The 24,223-nt window shown below is 69.7% G+C and carries 22 protein-coding genes; 9 read left to right on the top strand and 13 right to left on the bottom strand.

Going from position 1 to position 24,223, the window contains the following annotated elements; translation table 11 throughout:
* Nucleotides 1-86: 86 nt before the first annotated feature.
* The gene (locus ACFYY6_RS26770; protein WP_389195528.1) at nucleotides 87-905 is read right to left on the bottom strand and encodes a hypothetical protein; all 819 of its coding nucleotides are present in this window, start codon (nucleotides 903-905) and stop codon (nucleotides 87-89) included.
* A gap of 117 nt (nucleotides 906-1,022) precedes the next feature.
* Nucleotides 1,023-2,975, bottom strand: a complete 1,953-nt coding sequence (locus tag ACFYY6_RS26775) for a helicase HerA domain-containing protein (protein ID WP_389195531.1) — start codon at nucleotides 2,973-2,975, stop codon at nucleotides 1,023-1,025.
* A gap of 211 nt (nucleotides 2,976-3,186) precedes the next feature.
* Between ACFYY6_RS26775 and ACFYY6_RS26780 the strand changes: the two genes are divergently transcribed.
* On the top strand, nucleotides 3,187-3,444 hold the full coding sequence (locus ACFYY6_RS26780) for a hypothetical protein (protein ID WP_389195534.1): 258 nt from the start codon (nucleotides 3,187-3,189) through the stop codon (nucleotides 3,442-3,444).
* 59 nt (nucleotides 3,445-3,503) lie between these two features.
* Here the strand turns inward: ACFYY6_RS26780 and ACFYY6_RS26785 are convergent, their stop codons facing one another.
* The 9 genes from ACFYY6_RS26785 to mobF (ACFYY6_RS26825) form a co-directional block, all read right to left on the bottom strand.
* On the bottom strand, nucleotides 3,504-3,806 hold the full coding sequence (locus ACFYY6_RS26785) for a hypothetical protein (protein WP_389195536.1): 303 nt from the start codon (nucleotides 3,804-3,806) through the stop codon (nucleotides 3,504-3,506).
* A gap of 92 nt (nucleotides 3,807-3,898) precedes the next feature.
* The gene (locus ACFYY6_RS26790) at nucleotides 3,899-4,426 is read right to left on the bottom strand and encodes a hypothetical protein (protein ID WP_389195539.1); all 528 of its coding nucleotides are present in this window, start codon (nucleotides 4,424-4,426) and stop codon (nucleotides 3,899-3,901) included.
* Between the two features lie 97 nt (nucleotides 4,427-4,523).
* On the bottom strand, nucleotides 4,524-5,771 hold the full coding sequence (locus tag ACFYY6_RS26795) for a replication-relaxation family protein (protein ID WP_389195542.1): 1,248 nt from the start codon (nucleotides 5,769-5,771) through the stop codon (nucleotides 4,524-4,526).
* A 428-nt stretch (nucleotides 5,772-6,199) separates the two neighbouring features.
* A complete protein-coding gene (locus ACFYY6_RS26800) occupies nucleotides 6,200-6,613 on the bottom strand; it encodes a hypothetical protein (protein ID WP_389195545.1) in 414 nt (137 codons plus the stop codon).
* Between the two features lie 742 nt (nucleotides 6,614-7,355).
* On the bottom strand, nucleotides 7,356-7,550 hold the full coding sequence (locus ACFYY6_RS26805; RefSeq protein ID WP_389195548.1) for a hypothetical protein: 195 nt from the start codon (nucleotides 7,548-7,550) through the stop codon (nucleotides 7,356-7,358).
* A 196-nt stretch (nucleotides 7,551-7,746) separates the two neighbouring features.
* A complete protein-coding gene (locus ACFYY6_RS26810; protein ID WP_389195551.1) occupies nucleotides 7,747-8,490 on the bottom strand; it encodes a hypothetical protein in 744 nt (247 codons plus the stop codon).
* Nucleotides 8,491-8,535: 45 nt separating this feature from the next.
* Complete coding sequence (locus ACFYY6_RS26815; protein ID WP_389195554.1) at nucleotides 8,536-9,120, bottom strand: hypothetical protein; 585 nt, start codon at nucleotides 9,118-9,120, stop codon at nucleotides 8,536-8,538.
* A gap of 104 nt (nucleotides 9,121-9,224) precedes the next feature.
* On the bottom strand, nucleotides 9,225-11,036 hold the full coding sequence (gene mobF / locus ACFYY6_RS26820; protein WP_389195557.1) for a MobF family relaxase: 1,812 nt from the start codon (nucleotides 11,034-11,036) through the stop codon (nucleotides 9,225-9,227).
* 498 nt (nucleotides 11,037-11,534) lie between these two features.
* Nucleotides 11,535-13,391, bottom strand: coding sequence for a MobF family relaxase (gene mobF / locus ACFYY6_RS26825; RefSeq protein WP_389195929.1), 1,857 nt, complete (start codon nucleotides 13,389-13,391; stop codon nucleotides 11,535-11,537).
* 682 nt (nucleotides 13,392-14,073) lie between these two features.
* Here mobF (ACFYY6_RS26825) and ACFYY6_RS26830 point away from each other — a divergent pair.
* The 3 genes from ACFYY6_RS26830 to ACFYY6_RS26840 are packed head-to-tail and all read left to right on the top strand — an operon-like array spanning nucleotide 14,074 to nucleotide 16,993.
* Nucleotides 14,074-15,072 carry a bifunctional DNA primase/polymerase gene (locus tag ACFYY6_RS26830; RefSeq protein WP_389195932.1) on the top strand — a complete coding sequence of 333 codons (999 nt, stop codon included), beginning with the start codon at nucleotides 14,074-14,076 and terminating at the stop codon, nucleotides 15,070-15,072.
* Nucleotides 15,069-16,595, top strand: coding sequence for a phage/plasmid primase, P4 family (locus ACFYY6_RS26835; RefSeq protein ID WP_389195560.1), 1,527 nt, complete (start codon nucleotides 15,069-15,071; stop codon nucleotides 16,593-16,595). The genes ACFYY6_RS26830 and ACFYY6_RS26835 overlap by 4 nt, the downstream gene beginning before the upstream one ends.
* Nucleotides 16,592-16,993 carry a DUF6009 family protein gene (locus tag ACFYY6_RS26840; protein ID WP_351521449.1) on the top strand — a complete coding sequence of 134 codons (402 nt, stop codon included), beginning with the start codon at nucleotides 16,592-16,594 and terminating at the stop codon, nucleotides 16,991-16,993. The genes ACFYY6_RS26835 and ACFYY6_RS26840 overlap by 4 nt, the downstream gene beginning before the upstream one ends.
* A gap of 427 nt (nucleotides 16,994-17,420) precedes the next feature.
* Here the strand turns inward: ACFYY6_RS26840 and ACFYY6_RS26845 are convergent, their stop codons facing one another.
* Nucleotides 17,421-18,188 carry a hypothetical protein gene (locus tag ACFYY6_RS26845; protein WP_389195563.1) on the bottom strand — a complete coding sequence of 256 codons (768 nt, stop codon included), beginning with the start codon at nucleotides 18,186-18,188 and terminating at the stop codon, nucleotides 17,421-17,423.
* Nucleotides 18,189-18,689: 501 nt separating this feature from the next.
* Between ACFYY6_RS26845 and ACFYY6_RS26850 the strand changes: the two genes are divergently transcribed.
* The 5 genes from ACFYY6_RS26850 to ACFYY6_RS26870 all read left to right on the top strand — a co-directional run bounded on the left by ACFYY6_RS26850 (nucleotide 18,690) and on the right by ACFYY6_RS26870 (nucleotide 22,878).
* Nucleotides 18,690-18,950 (top strand): hypothetical protein, encoded by a 261-nt coding sequence (locus ACFYY6_RS26850; RefSeq protein WP_389195566.1) that lies wholly within the window; start codon nucleotides 18,690-18,692, stop codon nucleotides 18,948-18,950.
* Nucleotides 18,944-19,369, top strand: a complete 426-nt coding sequence (locus ACFYY6_RS26855; protein WP_389195569.1) for a hypothetical protein — start codon at nucleotides 18,944-18,946, stop codon at nucleotides 19,367-19,369. The genes ACFYY6_RS26850 and ACFYY6_RS26855 overlap by 7 nt, the downstream gene beginning before the upstream one ends.
* Before the next feature lie 267 nt (nucleotides 19,370-19,636).
* Nucleotides 19,637-20,788 (top strand): ParA family protein, encoded by a 1,152-nt coding sequence (locus ACFYY6_RS26860; protein WP_351521456.1) that lies wholly within the window; start codon nucleotides 19,637-19,639, stop codon nucleotides 20,786-20,788.
* The gene (locus ACFYY6_RS26865; protein ID WP_351521458.1) at nucleotides 20,785-22,116 is read left to right on the top strand and encodes a ParB/RepB/Spo0J family partition protein; all 1,332 of its coding nucleotides are present in this window, start codon (nucleotides 20,785-20,787) and stop codon (nucleotides 22,114-22,116) included. Before ACFYY6_RS26860 ends, ACFYY6_RS26865 begins: the two co-directional genes overlap by 4 nt.
* A gap of 294 nt (nucleotides 22,117-22,410) precedes the next feature.
* The gene (locus ACFYY6_RS26870) at nucleotides 22,411-22,878 is read left to right on the top strand and encodes a hypothetical protein (RefSeq protein ID WP_389195573.1); all 468 of its coding nucleotides are present in this window, start codon (nucleotides 22,411-22,413) and stop codon (nucleotides 22,876-22,878) included.
* A gap of 452 nt (nucleotides 22,879-23,330) precedes the next feature.
* Here ACFYY6_RS26870 and ACFYY6_RS26875 read toward each other — a convergent pair whose 3' ends face one another.
* On the bottom strand, nucleotides 23,331-24,209 hold the full coding sequence (locus tag ACFYY6_RS26875) for an SDR family oxidoreductase (protein ID WP_389195576.1): 879 nt from the start codon (nucleotides 24,207-24,209) through the stop codon (nucleotides 23,331-23,333).
* Nucleotides 24,210-24,223 lie beyond the last annotated feature (14 nt).

Consider the following 24,223-nt stretch of genomic DNA (forward strand, 5'->3'; position numbering starts at 1 on the left):
GATCGACAAATCCCAAACAAGACAGTCGAGACGTCGGTCAGTCCGTGAGTCAGACCCGTCGGAGAAGCCACGTCACATCCTCACTGTCAGTCCTCCGTGGTCTCCGTGGCGGTGATCCCGGCGGCGGCTTCGTCGTCGGTCAGGAGCAGCGCCTGCGTCGGGTGAACGTCCCAGCCCTGAACGACGTGGACGCGGCCCGGCTGCGTGTTGGGCTCCGGGGTGGGGTGGATCTGCGGGGCGAGGTGCTCCCAGGTGCGGGTGGTCACCCGTCCCAGGACCTTGGTGGCGAAGTGCTCGCGCACCTCCCCGAGGATGCCGGTGGCGAGCTGGGAGGTGGCGAGGACGTGGATGCGGGCCTGGGGGCCGGCGAGGAGCGCGTACTCGAGGGCGTCGACGGCCGGGGACTTCTTGGGGTCGCCCTTCTCGCGGATCGTGTCCCAGTGGCGGGCCAGCTGGCTCAGGGTGTTGTCGGCGACCTCGAACACCACCGTCAGGCGCGGCAGGTCGTCGATGTCACCGTGCTGGTCGAAGAGGCCGAGCCGGTACTGGAGTTCGGCCCGCAGACCCACCAGGGCGTCGTGGATGTCGGCGATGTCGCGGCAGTAGGTGACCCCGGGAACGCCGCTGGCCCACCGGTGCGAGGCCCGCTTGAGGTCGAGGACCAGGGCGTGGGAGCCGTGGTGCAGGAGCTGGGCGGTGAGGGTGCGCAGGATGGTCGTGGCCCCGCCGCCGGTGCCGGTGCAGACCAGGACGTGCGGTCCTTCGGCGTCCAGGTCGACGCAGACCGGCTGCCCGTCGGGGGTGAAGCCGATCAGGACCAGGGAGGCGGGCAGCGCTTCCAGCTGCTCGCGGACGGCGGGGTCCGTGAGGCGCGGCATCGTGGTCGTGGTGGTCTCGTTCGTCATGGTGCGGTGTTCCTCTTCCGTGCGGTGCCTGGTGAACCGGGTGTTCTTCCAGATGGGGGGATCGTGTCGTCCGAACCGGACAGGGCCGGATTGCGGACGTCGGCGGGCCGGGACTGGTCAGTCCAGGTCGGTGTTGCCGACCGCGCCGCGGGGCCGGTTGCGGGCCCACTTCTTGAGGTCGCCGACGCGGTAGAGGAGTTCGGCGCCGCGCTTGTCGACCGAGCCGGGGAAGTCCGGGTCGTTGGCCCGCGCCCAGCGCAGGGCGGCGAGCGTGATCTCCGGCAGGTGGTCCTGCTGGGCTTTGCGCAGTCCGACCACCGCGTCGTCCGGGTCGGGCACCGGGGCCGGGGCCGGGTTCGCCGGCGGCGGCACCGTGGTGTCGGCGGCCGGGGCCGGGGTCGGCGGGGTGAGGCTCCAGGCGTCGGCGAGCGCGTCCCGGTCGGCGGCCGGATCTGTGGCGGAGGCGGGCGGGGGTTCGGGGGCGCTGAGGCTCCAGGGGTCGGCGAGCAGGTCGGCGGTCGGGGCCGTGGGCGCGGCCTGCTTCTGCAGGGCCGGGCCCGTCGTGCCCTTCGCGTGGGCACCCGACATCGCCCACTCGCGGGCTTCCGCGTTCGACAGGTTCAGCACCTGCGTCTCCTGGGCGCGGCCGCGGGTGACGACCTGGACGCGGCCGGGATGCTCGGTGGGCATTGGGATGGGGCTGACCTCGGGCACGAGCATGCGCCAGGCGTTGAGGGTGTAGCGGACCAGGATCCGGGTGGAGAAGTTCTCGCGCATCTCCGGGCCGCCGATGGCGCGGGCGGTGGCGGACTGCGCGACCAGGAGCACGTGCAGGCGGACCTGGCGGCCCATGAACAGGATCTCGGCAAGCGCGTCGACGGCCGGGGAGGTCTTCGGGTCGCCGGACTCGCGGATCTTCGCCCAGTACCGCTTGAGCTGCGCCATGGTGGCGTTGACCTCTTCGAGGAGGATCACCAGGCGGGGGCCGACCCGCCACGGCTCGCGCTCCAGGACGTCATCGGCCAGCTGCTCCGCGAGGCCGAGTCGGCGCCGGCCTTCCTGTGCGAGACGGATCAGGGCCTCGTGGATCTCCGCGATGTCGCGGCAGTAGGTGACGCCGGGCACGCCGCGGGCCCAGGTGTGGGAGATCCGCTTGAAGTCGAGGACGAACGCGTGCGCGCCGTTGTGGATGAACTGGCAGCAGATCGCGCGCAGGATGGTCGACTTGCCGCCGCCGGTACTTGCGGAGATCAGGACGTGCGGGGAGTCGGCGTCCAGGTCGACGGAGACCTTCTTCTTGCCCGCACCGAGACCGATGAGCGGCGCGGACTCGGGCATCTTCGCCAGGATCTCCCTCACGCCCGGGTCGGACAGGCGCAGCATCTTGGGCGGGGCCAGGCGCTTCTTGATGACGACGTGGGTGTCCTTGCCCGCGCGGCGCCAGGTGAAGGAGACGTTCTCCAGGGCGAGCTTCTTGGTGATGAGGTCGGCGACCAGGTCCTCGTTGAACCGCATGTGGGTGGGGACGTCGATGCGTATCTCCGCGTCGTCGTCGGAGAACTTGCGTGGGACGTGGAGGTAGCGGCGGGGGTCGGTCAGCTCCGAGATGCCCAGCGGCACGGCGAGCGCTTCGTGCAACGGGGTCACCCACTCGCGCATGAACTCCCGGCGCTTGCGGGTCGCCAGGCCGTAGGCCGCTCCGCCGACGGTCAGGGCGGAAGCCAGGCCGATGCCGCCCGTCTGCGCGGCGGCGATGGCCGGGTCCGGGTTCTCCCAGAGGTCCTGGACCGTCTGCACGGTGGTGTCCGGGTGGCTGCCGACCAGGTAGGCGCCCTCACCGGCCGCCGCGAGCCAGCTGATGCGGAAGACCAGGCGCTGCCACCCGGCCCGGTAGGAGGAACGGGACACCTTGGCTTCGACTTTGGGCAGGACGCGGGTGCCCTTGCGCCAGAACGTCGCGTCGGTCTTCCGCTCCCCGTCCATCGGTCGGCCGGCCAGGAACCGGCCGATGCCGAACGCCAGCGACTCCGCGGTCTCTTCCACCTGCTTGTCGAACTTCGTCTGTGCCATCGGCCGTGCCCTTTCGGTGTGCGTCCGGGCACTGCACACCCGGAAGCGGACACCTCCCTTCTAGGGCTGTCGGCCTGTGGATAGAGCGCGGCGAAAAGTGGGCCCTGACCTGCGATCTGTGGATAACTTTCCGGACCGAAAATCCGCAGTCGCCCCGCCTGCGCGGCGCGGTCGGTACAACGGAGGGAGAGATCTACTGGGGAGGGACTGCGTGACCGAGCACGAAGACGACACCGAGTACGAAAGCGCGGCAGATCGCGCGAAGCGGTACGAGGCGATGGCCGCCCGGTACATCAAGAAGGCGATGGCGGGCGAGGGAGGCGCGGCACAGATGGCGCAGACGTTCGCGTCGCTCGCGGCCGCCGCCCGGTTGGAACGCATGGACTGGCGCATGCGGGTGCTGGGCGACCAGCTCGGAGACGTGAAGAAAGCGATGGACCTTCTTCGCCGCAAGCTGCCCGACCGCTGACCCCTACGGCGCGCGGCCTGTCGTCCCGCCTGCGGCCGGCGTCTGGTCGGGTCCTCGGATCAGGGTGTGTCGCCGGAGTAGTGGAAGCGGCACACCACACCCGGGCCGAACGGTGGGCGCGGCTCGCCGGGGAGCGGGTCGTACAGCGCGCGGCCGCCGGGCCACCGCGAGAGCTCGGTGGACAGGGCGACGCCGCCTTCTACTTCCTCCGGCCGCCAGCCCGTGATGTCGAGCAGGAGTCCGTCCAGCGGCCCGCCGACGAGGGCGGCGTATGTCTGGTGCGGGAGCGGGCCGGGGTTGGGGTCGTCGTGGTCGTGGCCGTACACCCGGCCGCGCAGCAGCTGCTCGTCATCGGCGTTCATCCGACCAGCCTTGCAGCCACCACCGACAGCGCGGTGGGAACAGCAACGGGCCCGGCCTGGGTAGAGGCCGGGCCCGTGGCGTGGGGGCGCGGTTACTGGGTCTGGAGGGCGCCGCGGTCGATGAGGCCCTGGATGTAGGGCGGCCAGTCCCGTTCCAGGCTGGTGGTGATGGCGGCGTGGACGTCGGCGCGGACCTGCGGGGTGACGTGTTCGACGTCGCCGCCCGGGTAGTACAGGCGCACCCCGTCGCGGCTGGCGTCGCACAGGATGGCGTGGGCCTTCTGTACGAGCGTCATGTAGAGCTGCGGGACCGGTGCCTTGATGAGTTCGTCGATGACGGCTTCGTAGTCGGCCCCGAAGTCCGCCCAGTCCTTGCCCTGCTTGTCGAGCCAGAGGGTGACGTCGGAGAAGAAGACCGCTTTGCCCGGCCCGTCGTTCGGGTCGCGGGCCAGGCCGGTCGCGAGATCGAGCGCGATGCCGGCGCCCTTGCTGACGAGGTGGCGGGGGATCATCGTCGGGGCGATGGCCACCGCGCACTCGCCCCAGCCGTCTCGGGTCTGCTCCGGCCAGGGCAGTCCCAGTACGAGCCAGCCGTCCGGTGCCAGCAGCTTGTTGCTCACCGTGTTCTTCCCCCTCGGTTGTGGATGGTCCGCATCCGATCTTTCCGCCCCGGCCCGGCAGCGGACAAGACGTCCTTCGGCCGCCGCCCCGCGCCGGCTACCTGCGGCGGCCGAAGAAGCCGCGGTTCTTCTTCCCCTCCGCTTCCGCCGCCTCGCGGGCCGCGGCTTCCTCCGCCTGGCGGCGGGCGACGCGCTCAGCCTCCGCACGAGCGACGGACGCCTCCGCGCACGCCCCGCACAGGACGTCCCACTTCCCGTGCCACGAGGACCGCTCCTTCTCCCGCCAGCGTTCGTCGGTGAACTTCGCCCCGCACTGTGTGCACACCGGCCGCTTCGCCTCCCGCTCCGCGGCTTCCCGTTCCGCCCGCCGGTCGCGGGCCTCCTTCCGCTGCGCGGCATACAGGCGGTCGCCGTCGGGGTTGCCCAGGGCCTCGGAGAGGGTCTGCCACTCCTCGCGCCCGAGCCGTCGCCACACCCGGCCTGCTGCCCCGGCCGGGTCGGCGGTGATCCGCTCCAGCTCGGTGACGACCACGGGCACCGCCTGGTGGTAGTCGACGGCCGTGATGCCCGCGCCGCGGCCCGGGTACGGGGTGCCGGCGAAGTAGGGGCGGGCAGCCTGCTCCAGCCGCCGCATCCGGCTCTCGCGCTGCGCATCGGTCTTCCCGGTGAACACGAACGCGAGGGGGACGTAGCCCTCCCGGCCGGTCGGCGGGTAGATCCGCGACCACAGCCGGAAGTCGTGGACCGCTCCTCCCCGGGCCGCCTTCTCCTTGTTCGCGTCGGCCTTCGGCGCCAGGAGCTCGAACCAGTCGTGGTAGCGGCGCAGCTTGTCCACCAGGTCGTCGACGGGCTCGGTGACGCGGTCGACCTCCAGGAGCATCGCGGGCACTGAAGCGTCCGGGGCGCGCATCGTCAGGTCGGCGTACTGGGTGTACCCGTACGGGAGGCGGTGGGCGATCTCGGTCTGCCAGGACAGCGGGGTGCCGTACCCGGCCCCGGTGAGCACGGCCGCGGTCGAGGTGACGGCGGCGGCGTGTTCGTCGTAGCCGTCGGATTCCACCGGCTGGCCTTCGTCGTCGTACTCCAGCTTGCGCAGCGCGGAGACCCGTACGTTCTTCGGCAGCAGCACCTTGGCTTCCTTGTGGCCCTTCTCGGTGAGCACCCATAGCTGATGTCCGGACTCCAGTCGCGTCTCCACCCGGACCAGGCCCGCCTTCTTCAGTGCGTTCAGGGTGTCCCTGGTGATCCGGTCGTGCCGGTCGGTGGGGCGCAGCATCCGCCAGAGCTGATCGGCGGTAGCCCGTTGGAAGATTCCCAGAGCCTTCAGCACTTCCTTGCGTCGCACTCCGGTCGGCTTCCAGACCTGTGTCGACCTAGGAGGGTTGTCGAACGCGTCGTCCGACCTTGACTTCCGGGTCTGACCTGCGGATACGCGCCAGTCGGGCGAAGTGGCCGTGGAGGGGGCGATGGAGGGGGCCTGCGGGACCTGGTCCAGGTCGCTGGCGAGCGCCTGGCCGGGCACGCTGCGAAGGGCTTGAGCGGGGCGGGGTGTGTGGTCGGCGGGCACGGTGTCCTCGGTTTCCCCCGGCCTGCGGGCCGGGTCGGCAGTCGTCCGGCCCGCACGCGGATGTGCGCACGGGCCGGGGCCACCGTGAGGAAGCACCCCTTGACCGTCGTCTGACGGTCAGCGACCACGGGTGCCCGATTCCTCCCTGACCACCCCCATGTCGTGTGGGTTTGTCCGTGGCCGACGCCACATCTTCCGGCTGGAGTTCAGCGGGCGGGCCGGGTGCTGGACGGCGAGGCTCCGCGCCGCCAGTCCGAGGGCTTCTGTCCGCGGAACGTCTCGCCGCTCTCGATCCGGGCCTTGTTCCGGGCGAACTCGCGCTCGGCTGCCGACATCTGCCGGGGCGCGCAGCCGGGGTGTCCCCAGCCATCGGTCACCTTCGTGATGACCTCGCCCTTGGCGTAGTCCTTGAAGCAGGCCGGGCAGGTACCCGGACAGGCGGCCCGCACCGATCCGCGAGGCAGCGGCACCGCCTTCTTCGCGGCCGGCTTCCCGCCGCCCGCCTTCTTCTTCGCCGCCTGCGCCCGTTTGATCGCCTCGCGCTGCGCCTTGCCGGGCCGCTTCTTCGGCTGCTGCCCGCGTGCCGCCTGGGCGGCCTTCTGTGCCGGGGTCTGTCCCACGCGCGGATCGTAGAGGCCACGCGCGGCGGGCGGCGCGCGCCACGCGCATCGGATGGCCGGGGCGGTGGCGCGCTGATGCGGACCGGCGCGCGCATGGTGCGTTGAGTCGCGCGCGATGTAACGCACTCCCCCACCCAGTGGAGCGCACCGAGTGGACTCCACCCACCCCTGGTGCGCTTCGCGGTGGCCTCCACTCTCCACTCGGTGCGGACGATGTCGTGCACTCCCACCCGGGTGGAACGCACCACGATGCGGCGATGCTCAGCATCGTCCGCGCCGCGCGCCCCTACGAACGGTGACGGTGCGCGGTGCGCTGGGAGGGAGAGATCTCCCCTCCCGCACCGGGCATCAAGGGCACGGCGCGGGGGTGTCTCCGTGGCGGTAGCGGAGTGTGTCAAGGCAAAACGTCGAAGATCACGCGGAAACTCATGGGTGGACAAGGGTTGCTTTCCATCCGATGGGGTGGGTGGAATCCGGCGGCACACCCGGTCAAGGGGGGTGCATCGAATGCACCGCATCCGATGCACCGTCACCCTCTGTACACACACCGGGTGGAACGGGCGGGAGTGGCGGCCACTCCGACGCGCGCCGGGAGCGTGCGGTGGTGCGGTGGGAGTACACGGCATCGTCGGCGGGCGCACCGGTGCGCCCGATGTACCGCACCGAGTGGACCGCCCGATCCGCACCACCGTGGTCTCCACTCCCTCCGTGCACGGCGCGCGGTGGAGTCCACCGGGTCCGCTCATCCCCGGCGGCGGGCCCGCGCGGTGCGCCAGGGGTTCGGCCGGCCGCCGGGGTACTGCCGGGAGCGGGAGGGGCGCCGGGCGGGCGGTGTCGGCGACGGGGACAGCGCCATACGCAGCCGGGCGGCGTCGGCGAGCTGCTCCAGGCGCTCACGCTGCTCCGGCGAGAGGGACAACCGGACCGGTTCAACCATGCGGGCCTCCATAGTCGGGTGTGGCCTTGCACCCTCGCCCCTGACCGTCGCCTCCGGGACGTCCGCGTCGACCGTGTCCCGGCAGGTGCGCCGACGACTTCGCCCCGTGTCCCGCGAGGCGGAGCGCGGCCGGTCCGGCGTACGCGCGGGCGCCCCACGGACGGCTGGTCCGTGGGGCGCCCGGATGCGGCGGCGGTCAGCTCTGCATCATGGCCTCGATGTCGCTGAGCGACAGCTCGTTCGTGCCACGGTCCGCCGCCTTGCTCTGCGTCCAGGCAACGATCGCCGGGTGCGCATCCTCGTACTGGGCGCCGGCAGTCGTGTGCTGCCCGTCGGTCGTGGCGACCTGGGTGAGGTAGGCGGCCAGGGCGTGCGGGCCGCCGCCGTTGTACCCGATCTCGTAGCCCAGGCCGTTCCTCTGCGGAAGGAACGACAGGACGCCCTTGTCAGTCCGGGCCCAGAACAGACCGCGGCCGGTGTGGAAGCGGCTGAAGGTGTCGTCCGGGCGTAGTTCGAGCGGGGCGTACGTCGTGTAGCTCCACTGGTCCGTGCCGCCCTCGCCGCGGTGCTTGAAGTGCTTGCTGACGACGGGCAGCCCGTACTCGGGGTCGTAGAAGGTCCGGCGGCACATGCAGCCTGAGCCGCTGATCGCCGACGGGCTGCTGGGGTCCTCCGTGACGCACGGGTGGAACAGGGTCGGGATGTCCGTGGACTGCACGAGGGTGCAGTGCATCGCGTTCGGTTCGCAGCGCACCAGCCTGCCCAGCCACTCCTGGAAGTGAGGGGTCACGGTCTGCTGGGCCTCGATGTCCAGTACGGCGTTCAGCGACGATGTGGCGGCGCCGCGCTGGGGCTCGGTGTAGAGGACGAAGTTCAGGTAGCCCTTCGTCGGGTCGGTCAGGTTCAGATCGCGGGCCTCGTAGGGCAACGGGCGCTCCAATGCGGGTGTCTGGCGGCCGGGGCGCGGCCGCGGGGAACGGTGAGGTCAGCCGGCGCGGTGTTCCGGGCGCAGGGTGAGGCCGCGATCGAAGAACTGCGCGGTGTCGTCCGGTCCGAGTCCGAGGGCGCCGGCGACGGCGGTGCCTTCGTCGTCGCGGACGAAGGCGAGGAGGATCTTGCGGGTGGCGGGGTCGGACATGGTCCGGCGGGCGGCTTCGACGGTGTGGGCGACGCAGCCGGTGGTGCCGTCTTCGACGATGTCCCGGCGCGTTTTGTCGTCCCAGATGTTGAGCTGGAGGTTGGCGCCCTTGGTGGAGCAGTCCTCCTTGGAGTCCGCACCGAGGACGCGCCGCCCGAGCATCGCAGCGTGGGCGTGGCGCTGGAGGTAGACGGCTGTGCCCAGGAGCCGGTCGACTTCCTTCTCCGTGTTCTCGCGGGCCTTCTCGGGGCTGACGAGCGAGGTCTTCGGGTCGTGAGGCTGAACCCGGATCTTCAGCGCCGCCAGGCTGCGGGCGAGGTCGTCGGCGACGCTGAGCAGGCCCACCAGGTTCACGTCGCCGCGCTGGCGGGGCGGGGGCAGTTCGTCGGGGTAGCTCTCCAGCGGTTCCAGCGGTTCGTGCAGGTCGGTCAAGGTTCCTCCCGTGCCGGGTGCCAACGTCCCCGATTCTCAGTCCGGCCCGCCGGAGCTCGCGGGTGAAGTCGCAGATCGGCCACCCGCTGGCCGGTTGCCGTCCCTCACTGGTTGCGGCCTGCTCCCCTGCCCTGGTCGGGCCGGTTCACATGGTGCTGCTGCTGGTCGGCGGGCTTGACCGCGTCAGCCGGCTGCTCGGGCTTCGGCCGGTCCTCCATGGCGCGGCGGCGGGTGTCGGCGGCGCGGGTGAAGGCGGCGAGCCGGTCCAGGTTCTTCGGTGTGCGCAGCCACGTCGCCGGGTCGGTTGTGCGGCCCTCCAGGTACTCCTCGGGCATCGCGGCCTGCTGATGGAGCTGGACTGCGGCGGCTCGCTGCGCCGGGGTCAGGGCGGTGTCCCGGCCCGGGTGGTCGACGGCGTGGGGAGCGGACGCCGTCTCGCCCTCGAGGTCGCGGTGATCGGCGGGTGCGGAGACGGCCGAGGTTGTCGCCTCGGTGGCGGTGGCAGTGTCGGCTCGGATGCGGGCGTCGCGGATCGCGTTCTGCACGGCAAGGCTGGCGACCCGGGCCCGCTCGTAGCGGCTGGACTCCCGTGGCGGTGTGCCTTGGGCGGGGGCGATCCACCACCGGTGCGGCACCGGGAAGTCGGCGGTGTAGGTCATCCGGTCCGCCGCCGGCGCTTCCCGGCCGGGCTTGGTGACCGTGTGGCGGCGGGAGTACCGGAGCAGGGCCCGGTGGGCGATGTAGTCGTCCAGGCCGCGGGTGAACTCGCGGCCGCGCAGCGTCTCCAGCAGGTGCCGACGCGCTTCGGCCAGGATATGGCGCCGGGAGAACTTCTCTCGCACGGTGAAGACGACCGCGGCGACGTCGACGGCGGCGAGCGCCACGTCCACGGTGGGATCCACCCGCGCCCGGATCGCCGCCCCCACGGCCCGGCACCTGTCCAGAAGGCCGTCGATGAGCTGCTGGCCGAAGCGGAGGATCGCGGAGGCGCGCCACCACGCGAGCAGCTGCGCGAGCGGCTTCGGCTTCTTCTTCGCGGGCCGGGTCTCCTGCGCCGCCCACCAGCCCAGTCCGTGACGGCCCCGCTCTGAGGGCAGGTGGCCGTGGTCCTTCACGTACTGGTCGGTGAGTACCTCCAGGGCGTCCTCGATGCGCTGGCGGCGGGACGCCGACCAGTTGATGAGGTCCTCGGGCACTCCGGCGATCTCCATGACCGGACGCAGGCCCGGCGTGACCTCGCGCGGCACGGTCGCCAGCCCCAGGGTCTCGCACACCTCGGTCGTCATCGCCAGGGTGTAGAGCGTCCCGGCGGCCACCACGTTCTGGTAGAGACGGTAGGTGTCCAGAGCGCCCCAGACCGGATCACCGTCGGCGCCCAGGCGCTGGACGCGGTTGAGGATCAGGCAGTGCTCGTGCAGGAGCGGCAGTCCGTCGCGGTTGTCGATGTGCCGGAAGGCGGCGACCACGAGCGCGGGCGTCTTCGCGCGGCCGCGGCCTGACGCCCACCGGGTCTCGGCAACCTCATCCTCCAGCCAGCGCAGCGCCGTGGCGACGGCCCGCTCGTGGGCCCGCTCGATGACCCGGCGCACGGTGGCGTCGCCCAGCGCCCACAGCACGACCAGCGACGCCTGCGGCCGGAAGGTGAAGTCCATGCCGAGCAGCGGAGTCTGCTTGCGAGCCTCGATCTCCTCGATCGGCTGCCCCAGCACCGTCAGCCAGCGGGCCGTCACCGGGTCGACGCCGTCGTCCAGCAGGCCGCGCTCGATGCGGTCGGCGTCCGGGTGCCGGCCCTCGCCGAACAGCAGCTCCAGCTGACGCTCGGACACCTCCGCGCCCTCGGTGAGCCCCAGCGCACGCAGACCACGCCCCAGCCACCGTCCCGGTGGGAGCCCGGCCAGCTCCTGGGCGTCCTTCAACGACTGTCCGACCGGGCGGCGGCCGTCCCCGAAAGCACGATCCCGTGAGGCGGGAGAGTTCACTGAAACTTCACGGCCGATCCCGCCCAGCGGGCATCCGTGGCGATGCCGTGCCCGCCCGGCGGACACCACCAGGGCCATGTAAATGCTGCGCGACCACCCAGTCACACCCGCCTCAGGCGCCCCGAAATCCGCCAGTAAGCGACTCCGCCGTCAACGAGCGCACATCTGCGTACCCCCCACCAACGGCCATAGATGCCAGCCCCGCACCACGTCACCGACTCCCTTCAACCCAAGAGAGACACCCACTGCCCCCGGCAGCGCCGGGGGCTTCGTGCTTCCTGGAGGACCGACGTGCCGACGTACGAGACCACGTCCCGCTTCACCGCCGACCACCGCCGCCTCACACTCAACCAGCGCGCGCACGAACGCGGGGGGCACGTGCCCCCCGCGGCCCGTCGGCGCAACAACCGGGATCTGGCCCCGGCTGTTCGGGCGTCAGTCCATGGGCAGCTGATTGGCCCAAGCCGCGAACCCGGCCCGGGTCCCCGCCCCTGCGATGCCGTCGACTGCGCCGGAGTAGTACCCCGCACTTCTCAGGAACCGTTGGAGGGCCTTGATCGTCTCGGTCCCGAGGAGACCATCGATCGCTCCGCTGTAGACCCCGGCGTAGTAGCGGAGATAGGACTGGACTCTCTTCGCCTGTGAAGTATTCAGCCCCAGGTTCTCGACCTCGGTGACCGCGGCCGGCCCGGAGACCACACTCTGGTGCCTCTCCGGCGTCGCCGCGACGGCGGTCCCGGAGGCCGACAGGGTCCCGGCGGTGATCCCGAGCAGCGCCGCAATGCTCGCGAGCGCCTTCACCGTGTTCGATCGCATGTGGTGCCCTTCTGTGACGACCCGCCAAGCGGGTGACTCACCTCTCTCCGCCAGCCTTGAGGCTGGGCGGCGGGCCGGGTCCCGACTGCTGGAGCGACAACTTCGTCCTCCGTCCCGCCGGACGGGTCCGCAGCCGTCACGGCCGAAGGCCCTGGCCGGGGCCGGGCTGCTGGTGCTGCTGCTCATGCTCCTGGCGGCGCCGGTCGACCGGCCCGGCCGGGTCGGCGGCCGGGGCCGGGATCTCTCCCTTCTCGATGGCGCGGCCGCGGGCGTTGGCCGCGCGGGTGAAAGCGGCGAGCCGTTCCAGGTTCTCCGGTGTGCGCAGCCACGTCGCCGGGTCGGTCGTGCGGCCCTCCAGGTACTCCTCGGGCATCGCGGCCTGTTGGTGGGTGTAAATGGCGACGGCCCGCTGCGCCGGAGTGAGGCGGCGCCCCGGTCCGGGTGGTCGACGGCGTGCGGCGCGTCTGACGGCTGGTCGCGGCGGTGGTCGTCGGCGTGCGTGGCGGCTGACGCAGTCGCGGCCGGGGTGCGGGCGGCGCGGATCGCGTTGCGTACGGCGAGGCTGGCGACCCGGGCCCGCTCGTACCGGCTCGACTCGCGGGGAGGCTTGCCGTCGGTGCCGGCGATCCACCATCTGTCGGGCTCGGCGAAATCGGCTTTGTAGAAGAGCTGGTCGGCGGCCGGGGTCCGGCGGCCGGGCTGGGGAACGGTGGACTGGCGGGAGTAGCGGAGCAGGGCCCGGTGGGCGATGTAGTCGTCCAGGCCGCGGGTGAACTCGCGGCCGCGCAGGGTCTCCAGCAGGTGCCGGCGGGCTTCGGCCAGGACGTGGCGGCGGGCGAACTTGCCGCAGACGATGGAGACGACCGCGGCGATGTCGACAGCGGCGAGTATGGCATCGACGTGCGGATCCACCCGGGCCCGGATCGCCGCCCCCGCCGCGCGGCAGCGCCGAAGGAGCCCGTCGACCATCTGCTTGCCGAACTTCAGCAGCGCGGACGCCCTCCACCATGCGAGCAGCTGCTTCAACGGGCGCGGGGTCTTCTTCTCAGGACGGGTGTCCTGCGCCGCCTGCCACCCGAGGCCGTGGCGGGCACGTTCGCCGGGCAGCCTCCCGTGTTCCTGCGCGAACTTGTAGGTGAGGCCTTCCAGGACGTCCTCGATCCGCTGACGGCGAGTGGAGGACCAGTCGATGAGCTCGGAGTCGACACCGGCTATCTCCATCACCGGGCGCAGGCCCGGCGTCACCTCCCGGGGCACCGTCGCCAGTCCCAGCTCCTCACACACCTCGGTTGTCATCGCGAGGGTGTAGAGCGTCCCGGCTGCCACGACGTTCCGGTAGAGGCGGAAGGTGTCCAGGGCACCCCACACCGGTTCGCCGTCGTCGTCCGGGCGCTGCACGCGGTTGAGGACCAGGCAGTGGTCGTGCAGGAGCGGGAAGCCGTCCCGGTTGTCGAAGTGCCGGAACGCCGCTACCACCAAGGCCGGTGTCTTCGCGCGGCCGCGGCCCGAGGACCACCGGGTTCGACCGGCCCCGGCCGGGGTCGGCGGCCGGGGCCGCCAGGAGCGCGAGGCGAGAACGTGCCGGACCGCCTCCTGCCGTGCGTAGCCGTCCGATTCCGCACGGCAAGACGTGTAGGACCCGTGGCAGTGGACCCGCGCTTCGGTCGCTGCATAAGTAGGGCCCAGCGACCGAAGAGAAGCGACGGTCGCTGGCTTGAGTCACTGCGAGAAATCGCAGGTCAAAGCTCTTGCGGGGCTGCGGCAGCGACTGAAGCGACTGTCGCCCCACATATCAGCTGTGTAGCTAGCGCGCGTGCGCGTCATATATAGGCGTCTTCAGTCGCTTCAGTCGCTGCTCTAGGTTGAGTGTGCCTTCTGACCTGCGGTTTCTTCCAGTGACTCAAGCCAGCGACCGAAGCGACTCAGTCACTCACCCATACCTTCAGTCGCTAAGCCCCAACCTGTCGCGACTCGCCTGTCGACGAGATGACCTGATCGAACGCGCGTTTTCGCTAGTCTGTCTCCGTTGTTGAGTCGCTTCAGTCGCTATTGGGGGAACGAGATGCCTGCTGACCTGCGGGTTTCCTCCAGCGACTCAGAAGTCACTGGCCCGAACGCACTCACGCTCGCCCACTGGTGCGCAAGCAACGGCTGGCCCGTGCATCCACTCGCCCCAGGCAGGAAGACCCCCGCTGCGAACTGTCCGGCCTGCCGCGAGCCTGGGCATGACCACCATGCCTGTCCCTGCCGGGCCGCAGGACGCTGGTGCCACGGGTTTTACGCCGCGACCCTCGACGGCAACCGCATCCAGCAGTGGTGGGGACCACGCCCGCAGATGGGCGTCGCCGTTGCCTGCGGGCCGGCGAACCTCGTCGTCATCGACATCGACGCCCACCCCGCGCCACCCCCTTCCAGGAATCGGCTTCTGCCCGGCATCGACATCGCCGAGGACATCGACGTCTCCCAGATGACCACCGGTTTCCACACCCTGGCCGTCCTTGCCGCACTTCGTGGGCAACACAGCCCCGCCGACGACGTCACAACTCTCAGGGTCCGAACACCCTCGGGCGGCCTGCACGTCTGGTACCGCAGCACCGACACCCGTCGCTGGCAGTGCTCCTCCGGCTCCGGCAAGACCCGGGCTCTCGCCTGGCAGGTCGACGTGCGGGCCGACGGCGGATACATCATCGCGCCCGGAACCACCACCGAGGCAGGCCTCTACACACCGCTCGGCACCGTACGGACCCCTGCCCCACTTCCGGCCTGGCTGGCCCAGGAACTCCAGCGCACGCACCACCTCCCCGCCGCGCACGTACCGGCCCCGCGCCCCGTGCCCGGCCGTGCCCGCCAGGCCGTCGCGGCCGCACGCCACGGCGGCAACCCCGTTGTTGCCGCTGTTACCAAGGTCCTTGCCGAAGTCGCCGACTGCGCCGGCACCCCCGAAGGAGCAGGGTTCTCCGAGAAGCTCAACCGGGCGGCCTTCACGCTTGGCGGACTGGTCGCCAGCGGACAACTCACCGAGCACGACGCCCGAGACGCCCTCATGGAAACGGCCCGCCATACCCGCCCCGGGCAGGACCGCCGCGCCGAGGCAATCATCCGCGGCGGTATGACCGCAGGCGCCCGACGCCCCCTTCACCCCGGGAGCCGCCCATGACCAGCTCCTCCGGCCACGAGCCGAATATGCTCTTCGACTTCGACCCCCATGACCTAGCCGCCCAGATCATCGCGAAATCCACTCCGGTCCTGCCGCCCCAGCAGACCACCGACAACCCGACACCCACGGCCATGGGAGCGACCGCACACGGCCTGATCCCCGGCTCTCTCACCGACCGAGGCAACGCCAAACTCTTCGTGAAGCTCTACCAGACCGACTTCCGGTACGTCCCCGGCCTGGGCTGGTACCGCTGGGACACCACCCGCTGGCAGGTAGACGAAGACGACGCCGTGATCTGGGCGGCAGGCGAAATCGGCGAGCACCTCGCGACCACCGACCCGACAGGCGAGCACCTTGTCGAAGCCCTCCGCAAGCACCGCCGACGCGCACTTAGCACCTCAGGCATCAACGCGATGCTCGCCCAGGCCAAGTCCGCCCCAGGCATGGTTCTCAAGGCCGAGCACCTCGACGCCGACCCGTACGCCCTGTGTACCCCCGCCGGCATCGTTGATCTGCATACCGGGCTCCTGCGTAAACCCGACCCGAACAAGGACTTCCACTCCCGCTCGACCACCGTGGGACCGGCCACCATGCCGATCCCGAGGTTCCAGCGGTTCCTGACAGACACCTTCGGCGACGACGCCGAAGGCACCGAGATGATCGCCTTCCTGCAGTTGCTCCTCGGCTACTCCATCACCGGCGACGTCGGCGGACAGGTCATGCCGTTCCTCTTCGGTGCCGGCAAGAACGGCAAATCCGTCCTTCTCGACGTCTCGATGAAACTTCTCGGCGACTACGCCGACGCCGCCCCACCCGGTTTCCTCATGGCCCGCCTCTACGAAAGCCACCCCACCGACCTCGCAGAACTCCACGGGCGACGCGTCGTCGTCTGCTCCGAGGTCAAGCCCGGTGACAAGTTCGACGAAGCCCGCGTCAAGCACCTCACCGGCGGCGACCGCATCAAGGCCCGCCGTATGCGACAGGACTTCTTCTCCTTCAACCCCACCCACAAGCTCTGGCTGCTGGGCAACCACCGACCCGAAGTCGGCACCGGCGGCTTCGCCTTCTGGCGGCGCATGAGGCTGATCCCCTTCGAGCGCACCGTCTCCGACGACCGGCGCATCGATAACCTCGCTGACATCCTCGTCGCCGAAGAAGGCCCTGGCATCCTCAACTGGCTCATCGACGGCACCCGCCGCTACCTCGAAGGCGAGAGAGACCTCACCGGCCCGGACAAGGTCCGCATCGCCACCACCGCCTACGCCGAAACCGAGGACCACACCGGCCGTTTCTTCGACGAAGCCTGTGTCCAAGGCCCCGACTACCGCACTGAACAGAAAACCCTCTACGACGCCTACCGTGCCTGGTGCAGCAGCGAAGGCTGCCTCGCAATGAGCAACCGCACCTTCGCCGCCCGGGCCCGCGAACTTCTCGGGCTGTCCTCCCCGAAACAGATGATCTTGTCCAACTCGAGAAAGTACTACCCTGGCATCGGACTGCTCGCCCAGGAGGAGACGGCATGAGTTCCCTGATCAGCGAGAACGATCTCAAACACGAGGCCGAACTCGTCTGGCTCGAGGACATCTCCCGCCTCGACTACGTCCGGCAGAGCCTCGACCGCCTACCCACCCGCGTCGGCAAACCCCCCTACCACCGCGACGGCCGCATGGTCGGATACGCCACCCTCACCAGCGATGCCAAGGCCTCCCGCGCCTCCGGTACCTTCCGCCGCCGCGTCTTTTGGCTGCTCCCCCACGATCGCGACAGCCAACCCGAAGGCCTCTACGCCAGCTCCGCACCAGCCGAAGCCATCGATCCCCAGACACTCACACCCCGGGCCAAGGGCAGGAAGACCGAGCGCTCCGAAGGCAGCCCTCCGTCCAGCGCCATGCGAGATCTCGGCATAACGCTCCCGCTCTGACGTCCCGCACAGCGACCAAAGCGACTCAAGCGACCGAACCCTGGACATAGAACAAACTACGGACGAGGCCCGAGGCCCCCTGCTGGTGTTCGGAACGGGCAAAGGATCCGGCTCCAGGAGCTCAGCAGCCCAGGACGGCTTGGGGTGAGCGCGGATGCCTGTACGTCATATCGGGCGCGGCGTTGATGGCACCACATGCCCAGCAGTTCCATTCACCAGGCAACTCGTAATGCCTTGCCGACGGTTCGCGCAGCACCTGCGCCGAGCACAGCGCAGAACTGCCGAGCGCCCGGGCCGCGTGCCGCCGGGTCGAAAGCCGACGGCAACACCGCCTCCACCCACCTGCGCGGGCAGGACGCGGTCAATCAGGCCCCGGTCGACGCCGGGCCCGTGCCTGGCCCGCGCAGGGACCGACCAGTCGGTTCACCTACTGCGGGGGGCGTTTCCCAGTGAGTTCCTGCCATCGATCGCGCCGGACTTCCAGCGCGGCGAGGGCCTCCTTGCGGCGGGGATCACGCTTCTGTTGGGCACAGACACGTTCGAGGTTCTTGAGGGCGGCATCCCGGGATGCGGTGTTCTTCTCGGCTTTGTCGAGTTCCTGTCGTGCACGTGGCAGGCGTACTTTCCGGTGTGTCCGGAACTCGTCTTCATCCGCGGCCGCGTTCTGGATCTCGACTGCGAAATCGCTCAGCTGTTCCTCAGTGAAGAACGGTGTCTCCTCGTTGTCCGGTGGTCGGCGCAGTGGGTACTTCGCCCGGTGAATCCGGCGGCTGGGCTCTACCAGGTCGATCACGTGGTTCGGGCCAGATCTGAACTGGACCTGTAGCCCAGCAAGCGGGATCGGCTTTGTCCTGCCAGCCACTTTCACCCCGTGCTCATACAACGTGATTTCGCCGATCGGACCTTTCAGATGCCTACCGAGGCCAGGGTGGAGCAGCCCCTCGATTTCGTGTTCCAGTGCCTGGATATCCTGCTGGTACTTGGTTTCTTCCGCGTTGGCCCTGTCGCGGGCGGACTTCTCCGTCCGGGCGGCTGTCTTGTCCACCTCGCGCAGGTTCCGTCGGCAGTCCGCGAGCTGCGCCCGCTCATCTGCGTACTTCGCACTGAAGGTGAAGATCCACCTGCCGGGGAACCGGCTCCAGTACCAGGCTGTCCAGGCCGTGGCTGCCAGCAGAACGAGCAGCAGCGCGCGCATGCCTTCACTCTCCCTCTCAGCTATCGCGTGGCGCTCATGTCATACCGTGCCGGGCCCGGATGATGAGGGCGATCCGGCCACAGGATGGCGGCCCGACGGGGGCCTTGAGGTGCGAGACACCCTCGGCTGGCCCCCGAGGCGGTACTGGACGAGGGCGGCCCGCGCGGACAGCCGTGTTCTTCAGTACGAGCTGGTCTCCCCCGCCTTCCAGACAATTGACACGCCGATCGCACCAACGACCAGGCAGATGGCGATGGCGACCGACACGTGCACCGACAACGGGAAGTCCAGGTCACGTGGGTGCGGCAGCCCGGCATTGGCCGCGAACGAGGCAATGAGTAGATAGCCATCGCCTGCGGCAGTTCTGCGAGTGGCGACCGGGGGGGAAGCAAGCGGACCTGGTCTCGTCGCCCCCTCCGCTGCGGCGATACGGAGGGGGCCTCCGAAACTTCGTCAGGAACGATCCTAAGCGCGCACCGCCGAAGCTCCCACTGACGCTCAATGCGCCCGGTAGGTCGCTTCGGCACGGTGGCCGAGAGCGCGGTGATCGCCGTGTGCGCTCTCGCCGACGCCGCCGGGCCGGAGCGACGGAGCAGCGGCACCGTCGAGGACGCGGCCACGGCACCGGAGGTACTCGCCGAGGCACTGTCCGAGCTCAGTCCGGAGGCTGCCGAGCTCCTGGAGGTCATCCCGGCTGCCGTCGCCGTGCTGCGTGAACGCGCCGAGCACACCCCGGCCGCGCGGAGGACCCGGCGGTGCTGAGCATGGGCCTGCGGCGGGCTCTCGCCACCCACGGCCTCGCCGGGCACCGGGTTCACCAGCTCGGCCCCGCCCTGCTGACTGTCACTCTGGGCGCAGCCCAGGCCCAGGCTCTCGCCGTGCTCCTCGCCGCCCGCCGTGCACTCCCCCGCCAGGACTCCGCTGCCGAGGACGAAGGCCGGTGGGGCGCGGGGCCTGCCGAGACGGCTGCGGCCTCGCTCGCGGTGGCCTTGGCCGCCTACGGGCCGGGGACGTACGCCCGGGTCCTCGCCTCTGGGCACGTATCCGCTGGGCTCACCCCGACTACTGCCCGGCAGGTGATCGACGCGCTGAACACCCGCCCGGATCGGAACTGCCCCGCGACGCAGGCCCGGCGCCGCGGGCTTGGGCACGGCTGGAAAGGCATTGACGCCGGGCGTTGAAGTCGGCGGACAGAGGGAGAGCCGGTCACCCGAGGAGGGTGGCCGGGCCTGTGCGCCGTTTCCCATGCGTGTACGTCGGCGCGCGGCGTCAGGCGGCGTGACACGTCCCTCGGCTTGAGTTGGTCGGCCCATTGGCGGGGTGGGGTGTGGTTACGGTGCTGGCTCGTCCGCTGGATCGGCACCAGGAATGTCGGCATGACTCGGGCGGGGGAGCGACACGGGCCGAGAAGTCACCTGTAACCCATTGGGCGGTACTAAGGTAGCGCCATGACTGTTCCATATAGCCCTGAAGATCGTGAAAAGGTAGTTGCCAAGCTGCCGTCACCTCTTCGTCGCGAACTCAAGGTACGAGCAGCCGAGTTGGATGTTGACATCCAAGACGCGGTGACCGGGGGTGTCACCGCGTGGATGGGCCTGAAGGACCATCCGGTCGTCGACACCAGTGGCGGCGCCTCGTTCTCGACGTACCTGCCGACCGGGCTGTACGAGAAGCTGAAGAGCGCCTGCAAGTCCCGCAAGATTTCCTACAACCAGGGGATGGCTCAGTCGATCCGATGCTGGCTCGACGCCCATCCCTCCCCTCGCCCGGCTCCCCCGCGGACGACCGGTGCACGGCGCCTGGTGTTTGGTAACCAGAAAGGCGGCGTGGGCAAGACCTCAGTATCGGCCGGCGTCGCTCAGGCACTGGCGGAGACCGGCAAGCGCACCCTGCTCATCGACTTCGACCCGCAGGGACACCTCACCCGGCAGCTCGGATACGAGATGCTCGACATCGGCGCGGCCAGCCTGGCCAAGCACATGCTGGCCGACGCTGAGGGTGATCTCCAGGCGCTGCTCGTCGCGATAAAGGGTGGCGACTTCGAAGACCGGCTGTGGCTGCTCCCCGCGTGCAAGGACGCGTTCCTGCTGGACGCGAAGCTCGCCACCACCCGCGCTGTCCGGATCAAGGAGACCGCGCTTGAGCGCGTACTGGCCGACTTGGAACAGGACTTCGACTTCATCGTCGTCGACTGTCCTCCGAGCCTGGGCTACACGATGGACACCGCCCTGTACTACGGGCGCACTCGCGAGGGCGAGGAGTCCGGACAGTCCGGCATCGTGATCCCGGTCCAGGCCGAGGACACCTCCGGCGACGCGTACGACATGCTCGCCGACCAGATGGACGATCTGTGCGAGGACCTGAAGGTGGAGATCGCCACTTTGGGCTTCGTCGTGAACCTCTACGACGCGCGCAATGGCTTCATCGCTACCTCGTCACTCCAGTCCTGGCAGAGCATGGAAGAGCCGGTCCTCGGCATCGTCCCAGAGCTCAAGGAGCAACGGGAGGCGGTTCGTCGCAAGGAGCCGTTGCTGGCTTATGAGCCGGACTGTGAGCAGGCAAACGTCCTGCGATCGATCGCCAGGAGGATTCAGGGATGAGCATCGCGGACAAGGTTGGCGAGAGTTCCTCGTTCGGACGTACCCGCAGCCGCAGTGCGCGGGGGAGGGCGAAGGCACTGACCGAGGGGGCGATTCCGGCGTACGAGCTGGTGCGGCTCTCCCTCGATCAGGTAGCGCCCACACCGCTCAACCCGCGTCGTAACTTCGGTTCTGACGAGGAGAAGGCGCGCTTCGGCGAGGAGTTGCGCGAGGCACAGCTTGCCGCGTGCGTGGCTGTCACCCGCGAGGCCTACCTGAAGTTGTGGCCTGCGCATGAGACCACGATCGGGCCAGACGCGCTCTACGTGCTCGTGAACGGTGAGCGCCGATTCCGTAGCGCCGTCCATGTGGGTCTGGACAGACTCGACTTCGTGGTCCGAGACGATCTGGCCACGACGCGGGAAGACTTCGTCGATCACCTCCTGGCGGAGAACCTCGACCGTGAGGACTTCGACGTCATCGAGCGGGCCCGAGGTGTGGAGCAACTCGTCAGCGTCTGCGCAGAGGACGGCGGCGACCGGGGAGCGCGGAGCCGGGCCGCCAAGCGGCTCAACAAGGACCGGTCCTGGGTCACCAACCAGCTGGCCCTGCTGACCTTGCCGTCGGAGATCCAGGCGATGCTCAGCGCTGGCGAGGTTTCAGAGCGAGACGGACGTTCCTTGGCCCGACGCCTCAAAGAGGACCCGGGCCTGGACTCGGCGCAGCTGCTCGCCGGCCTCGCGAACACCAAGGAGGCCGTGGAGCAACAGAAGGCGGAGGAACAGCGCCTTCTGGCTGCTGGTCGCGAAGCATTGGCGAAAGCTGGTTCCTCTGGTTCGTTGTCCGCGGACAACGAACACGCCTCCAGGCCTGAGGCCGCTACGGATGTGGCACCAGAATCCTCCATCGCCGCGAACGGCAACCGCGACTTGTTGTCCGCGGACAACATTCCTTCCACCAGCGAAGGCCCCACTGCGAATGTGACCGCGGACGCACCATCCGCGACGGCAAGCTCTCCCGCGTTGTTGTCCGCGGACAACAACGCGGGACGCTCTGCGGCTGGAGGTGCCAGTGGTAGCGCGCTGCGCAACAACTCGACGGGCATGTCAGCACCCAAGGCCCTGGGGGAGGACGCTTCGGACGGGGTACCCGTTCCTCGTGAGGAGCGACCCGGTTCTGGAGCTCCGCAACCGGTAGTCACAGGCGTCAAATTCCCGTACGACAACGCCATCCAAGCCGCCGAGTTCCTCAACGCCCGCATGGACGATGCACAATTCCTGATCCTCGTGGACACACTGAACGAGATGGCCCGGCAGCGCCGCGGCTCGGCGCTGCCCGCTGCGGAGTAGTACACAGACCGAATGGCTGTGACTACTTTCCCAGCCACATGCCGTCCACAAGCACACAGACAGCCCCCTCCTTCTGCGCTCGCAGGGGGAGCGGGCTGTCTGTAGTGCGACGTCTGTGCAGGTGGCCCTGGACACGCCTCGGTTGAACGCAACAAGTGCGGGCCCGAAGCTCGGCATCGGAGCACTCACCCAGGTGGCACCGCGGACGACGGGCGACCCACGTATGGGGGAACACACACGGAGCACGCCCATGAGCGCGCCACTGTGAGCTGACCGATCGCAACAATCACGGTCATGGCATCGACAACGGAGACCCTGCTGGCAGCCCTGCGCAGCGCCCTGGCCGACCGGGACACAGTCAGTGTCCGCGGCACACTGATCGGCGTACTCGGACGTGCGCCCTCCAAGACGGAGATTTCTGCGGCCAGCAAGGCGGCTCGCAAGATCGCTGAGGACGGTGACGCCGTCCTCATCTCGCTCCTTCCTGACCAGGCCGGCCCCGACGCCTACGTCGCTGCTGGCCGAGGCGGCAGGAGCCGGGCGTCGAACTACCTGACTGTTGACACGAAGATCGTCAAAGACCTGCCGTGCCGCATCGAACTCGCCGCGGAAAAGTGGGACGCGGTCATCGACGAAGGCATGCGGCTCACCCAACAGAGAATCGAAAGCGACCCGATGCTGTCGGCGTTCCTGCCCGGTTGGAAGGCCGTACCGCGCGCCGAGAAGCGGGCCCGGCTCGCTGAGCAGGCAGCAGCCACCTGACCGTCATTCGCCCCAATAGCGAACTGAGACGCCGTACAGACGCTCGAAACGGAAAAAGCCCCGCTCCCCGGCACGCGGCCGGGGAGCGGGGCTTCATGGTGAGCAGGTGCCAGGGTGCCCAGGTCGCGGGTGTTCCTGTGTCAGGGTTGAGGATGCCAGCGACGGTCACCGCGGCGGCCGGGTGCCGCAGGACGGTGACCGGGACGGCGCCGGGATCGGTGCTGGGACTGGTGAAGAGGCGGTGTTCTAACCCTGCACTATTCAGTCGGGCCAGCAGGCGCCGCTCGATGTCGCGCACTTGGACCGGAGGCGCGCGCGTCCTGTCGATACGCACGATGCCTCGGGCTGCATGAGCCTCACGCGCCCACGCGCTCGGCACGTTCCGGGGGGCGAGGGCCGGGCGACGGCGGACTGAGGGCTGCGGCCTGGGGCTCAGGTCGCGGTCGACGAGGTTACGAACCCTCCGTGAACGCGATGGCGTGGTCAACGGCCCACTGGCGAAACGTTCGCGGCGCCGTCCCGAGGATGTCAGCCACCGCAGTGGTGATGTACGCGGGCTGTCCGACCGCCGCACTCCACGCGGCGAGCAGCATGTCGACGGCCGAGCTGGGCACCGTACCCTCCCACAGGCTTCGGAACTCGTCTGGCGTTATCTCCTCGAATGCGATCCGGCGCCCCAGGTCGTCACCGATGGCGTCCACCTGCGCGGCTTGGGTCAGTGATTCGGGGCCGGTAAGGACGTAGTCGCCTCCGACGTATCCGTCCTGATAGAGCGTCCGCGCCGCGACGGCTGCGATGGCGCGGTCGTCGACCGGTGCCGACTCGGCAGCGCTGTAAGGCCACCGGACGACTTCGCCGGCCCGGATCGCGGGCGCCCACCAGGCCAGCGAGTTCGACGCGAACATCCCCGGCCGGATGATCGTCGACTCGAGTCCGGTGGCCGCGATGAGCCGCTCGATGTCGGCGTGCAGCACCGCCATGGGATTGGGCTGCTGGAAGAGGGGGTGCGGCGTCTGATGCGGGGAGGAGAGGAAGACGACCCGCCGCACGTGGGCTGCCAGCCGCTCGACGACTGCCGCGGCGGTCTGAGGTGGGGCGGTCCAGACGAGGAAGACCGCACCGGCGCCACTCAACGCCGGATCGAGCGACTCGGGCACAGTGAGGTCACCGGCGAAGACCTCGACCTTCGCCGGCAGCAACGCCGCCGCCTCAGAGCGACGGGTGAGGGCACGGACCGGCACGCCCGCGTCGAGGAGTTGGTCGATGACGACGCGGCCGACCCGGCCCGTCGCCCCAGTGACGAGCACGGGGGGAATGTCTATTTGATTCATGCCGCCATGAAAAC

It is taken from the genome of Streptomyces sp. NPDC001750 (genome assembly GCF_042892615.1).
GTDB lineage: Bacteria > Actinomycetota > Actinomycetes > Streptomycetales > Streptomycetaceae > Streptomyces.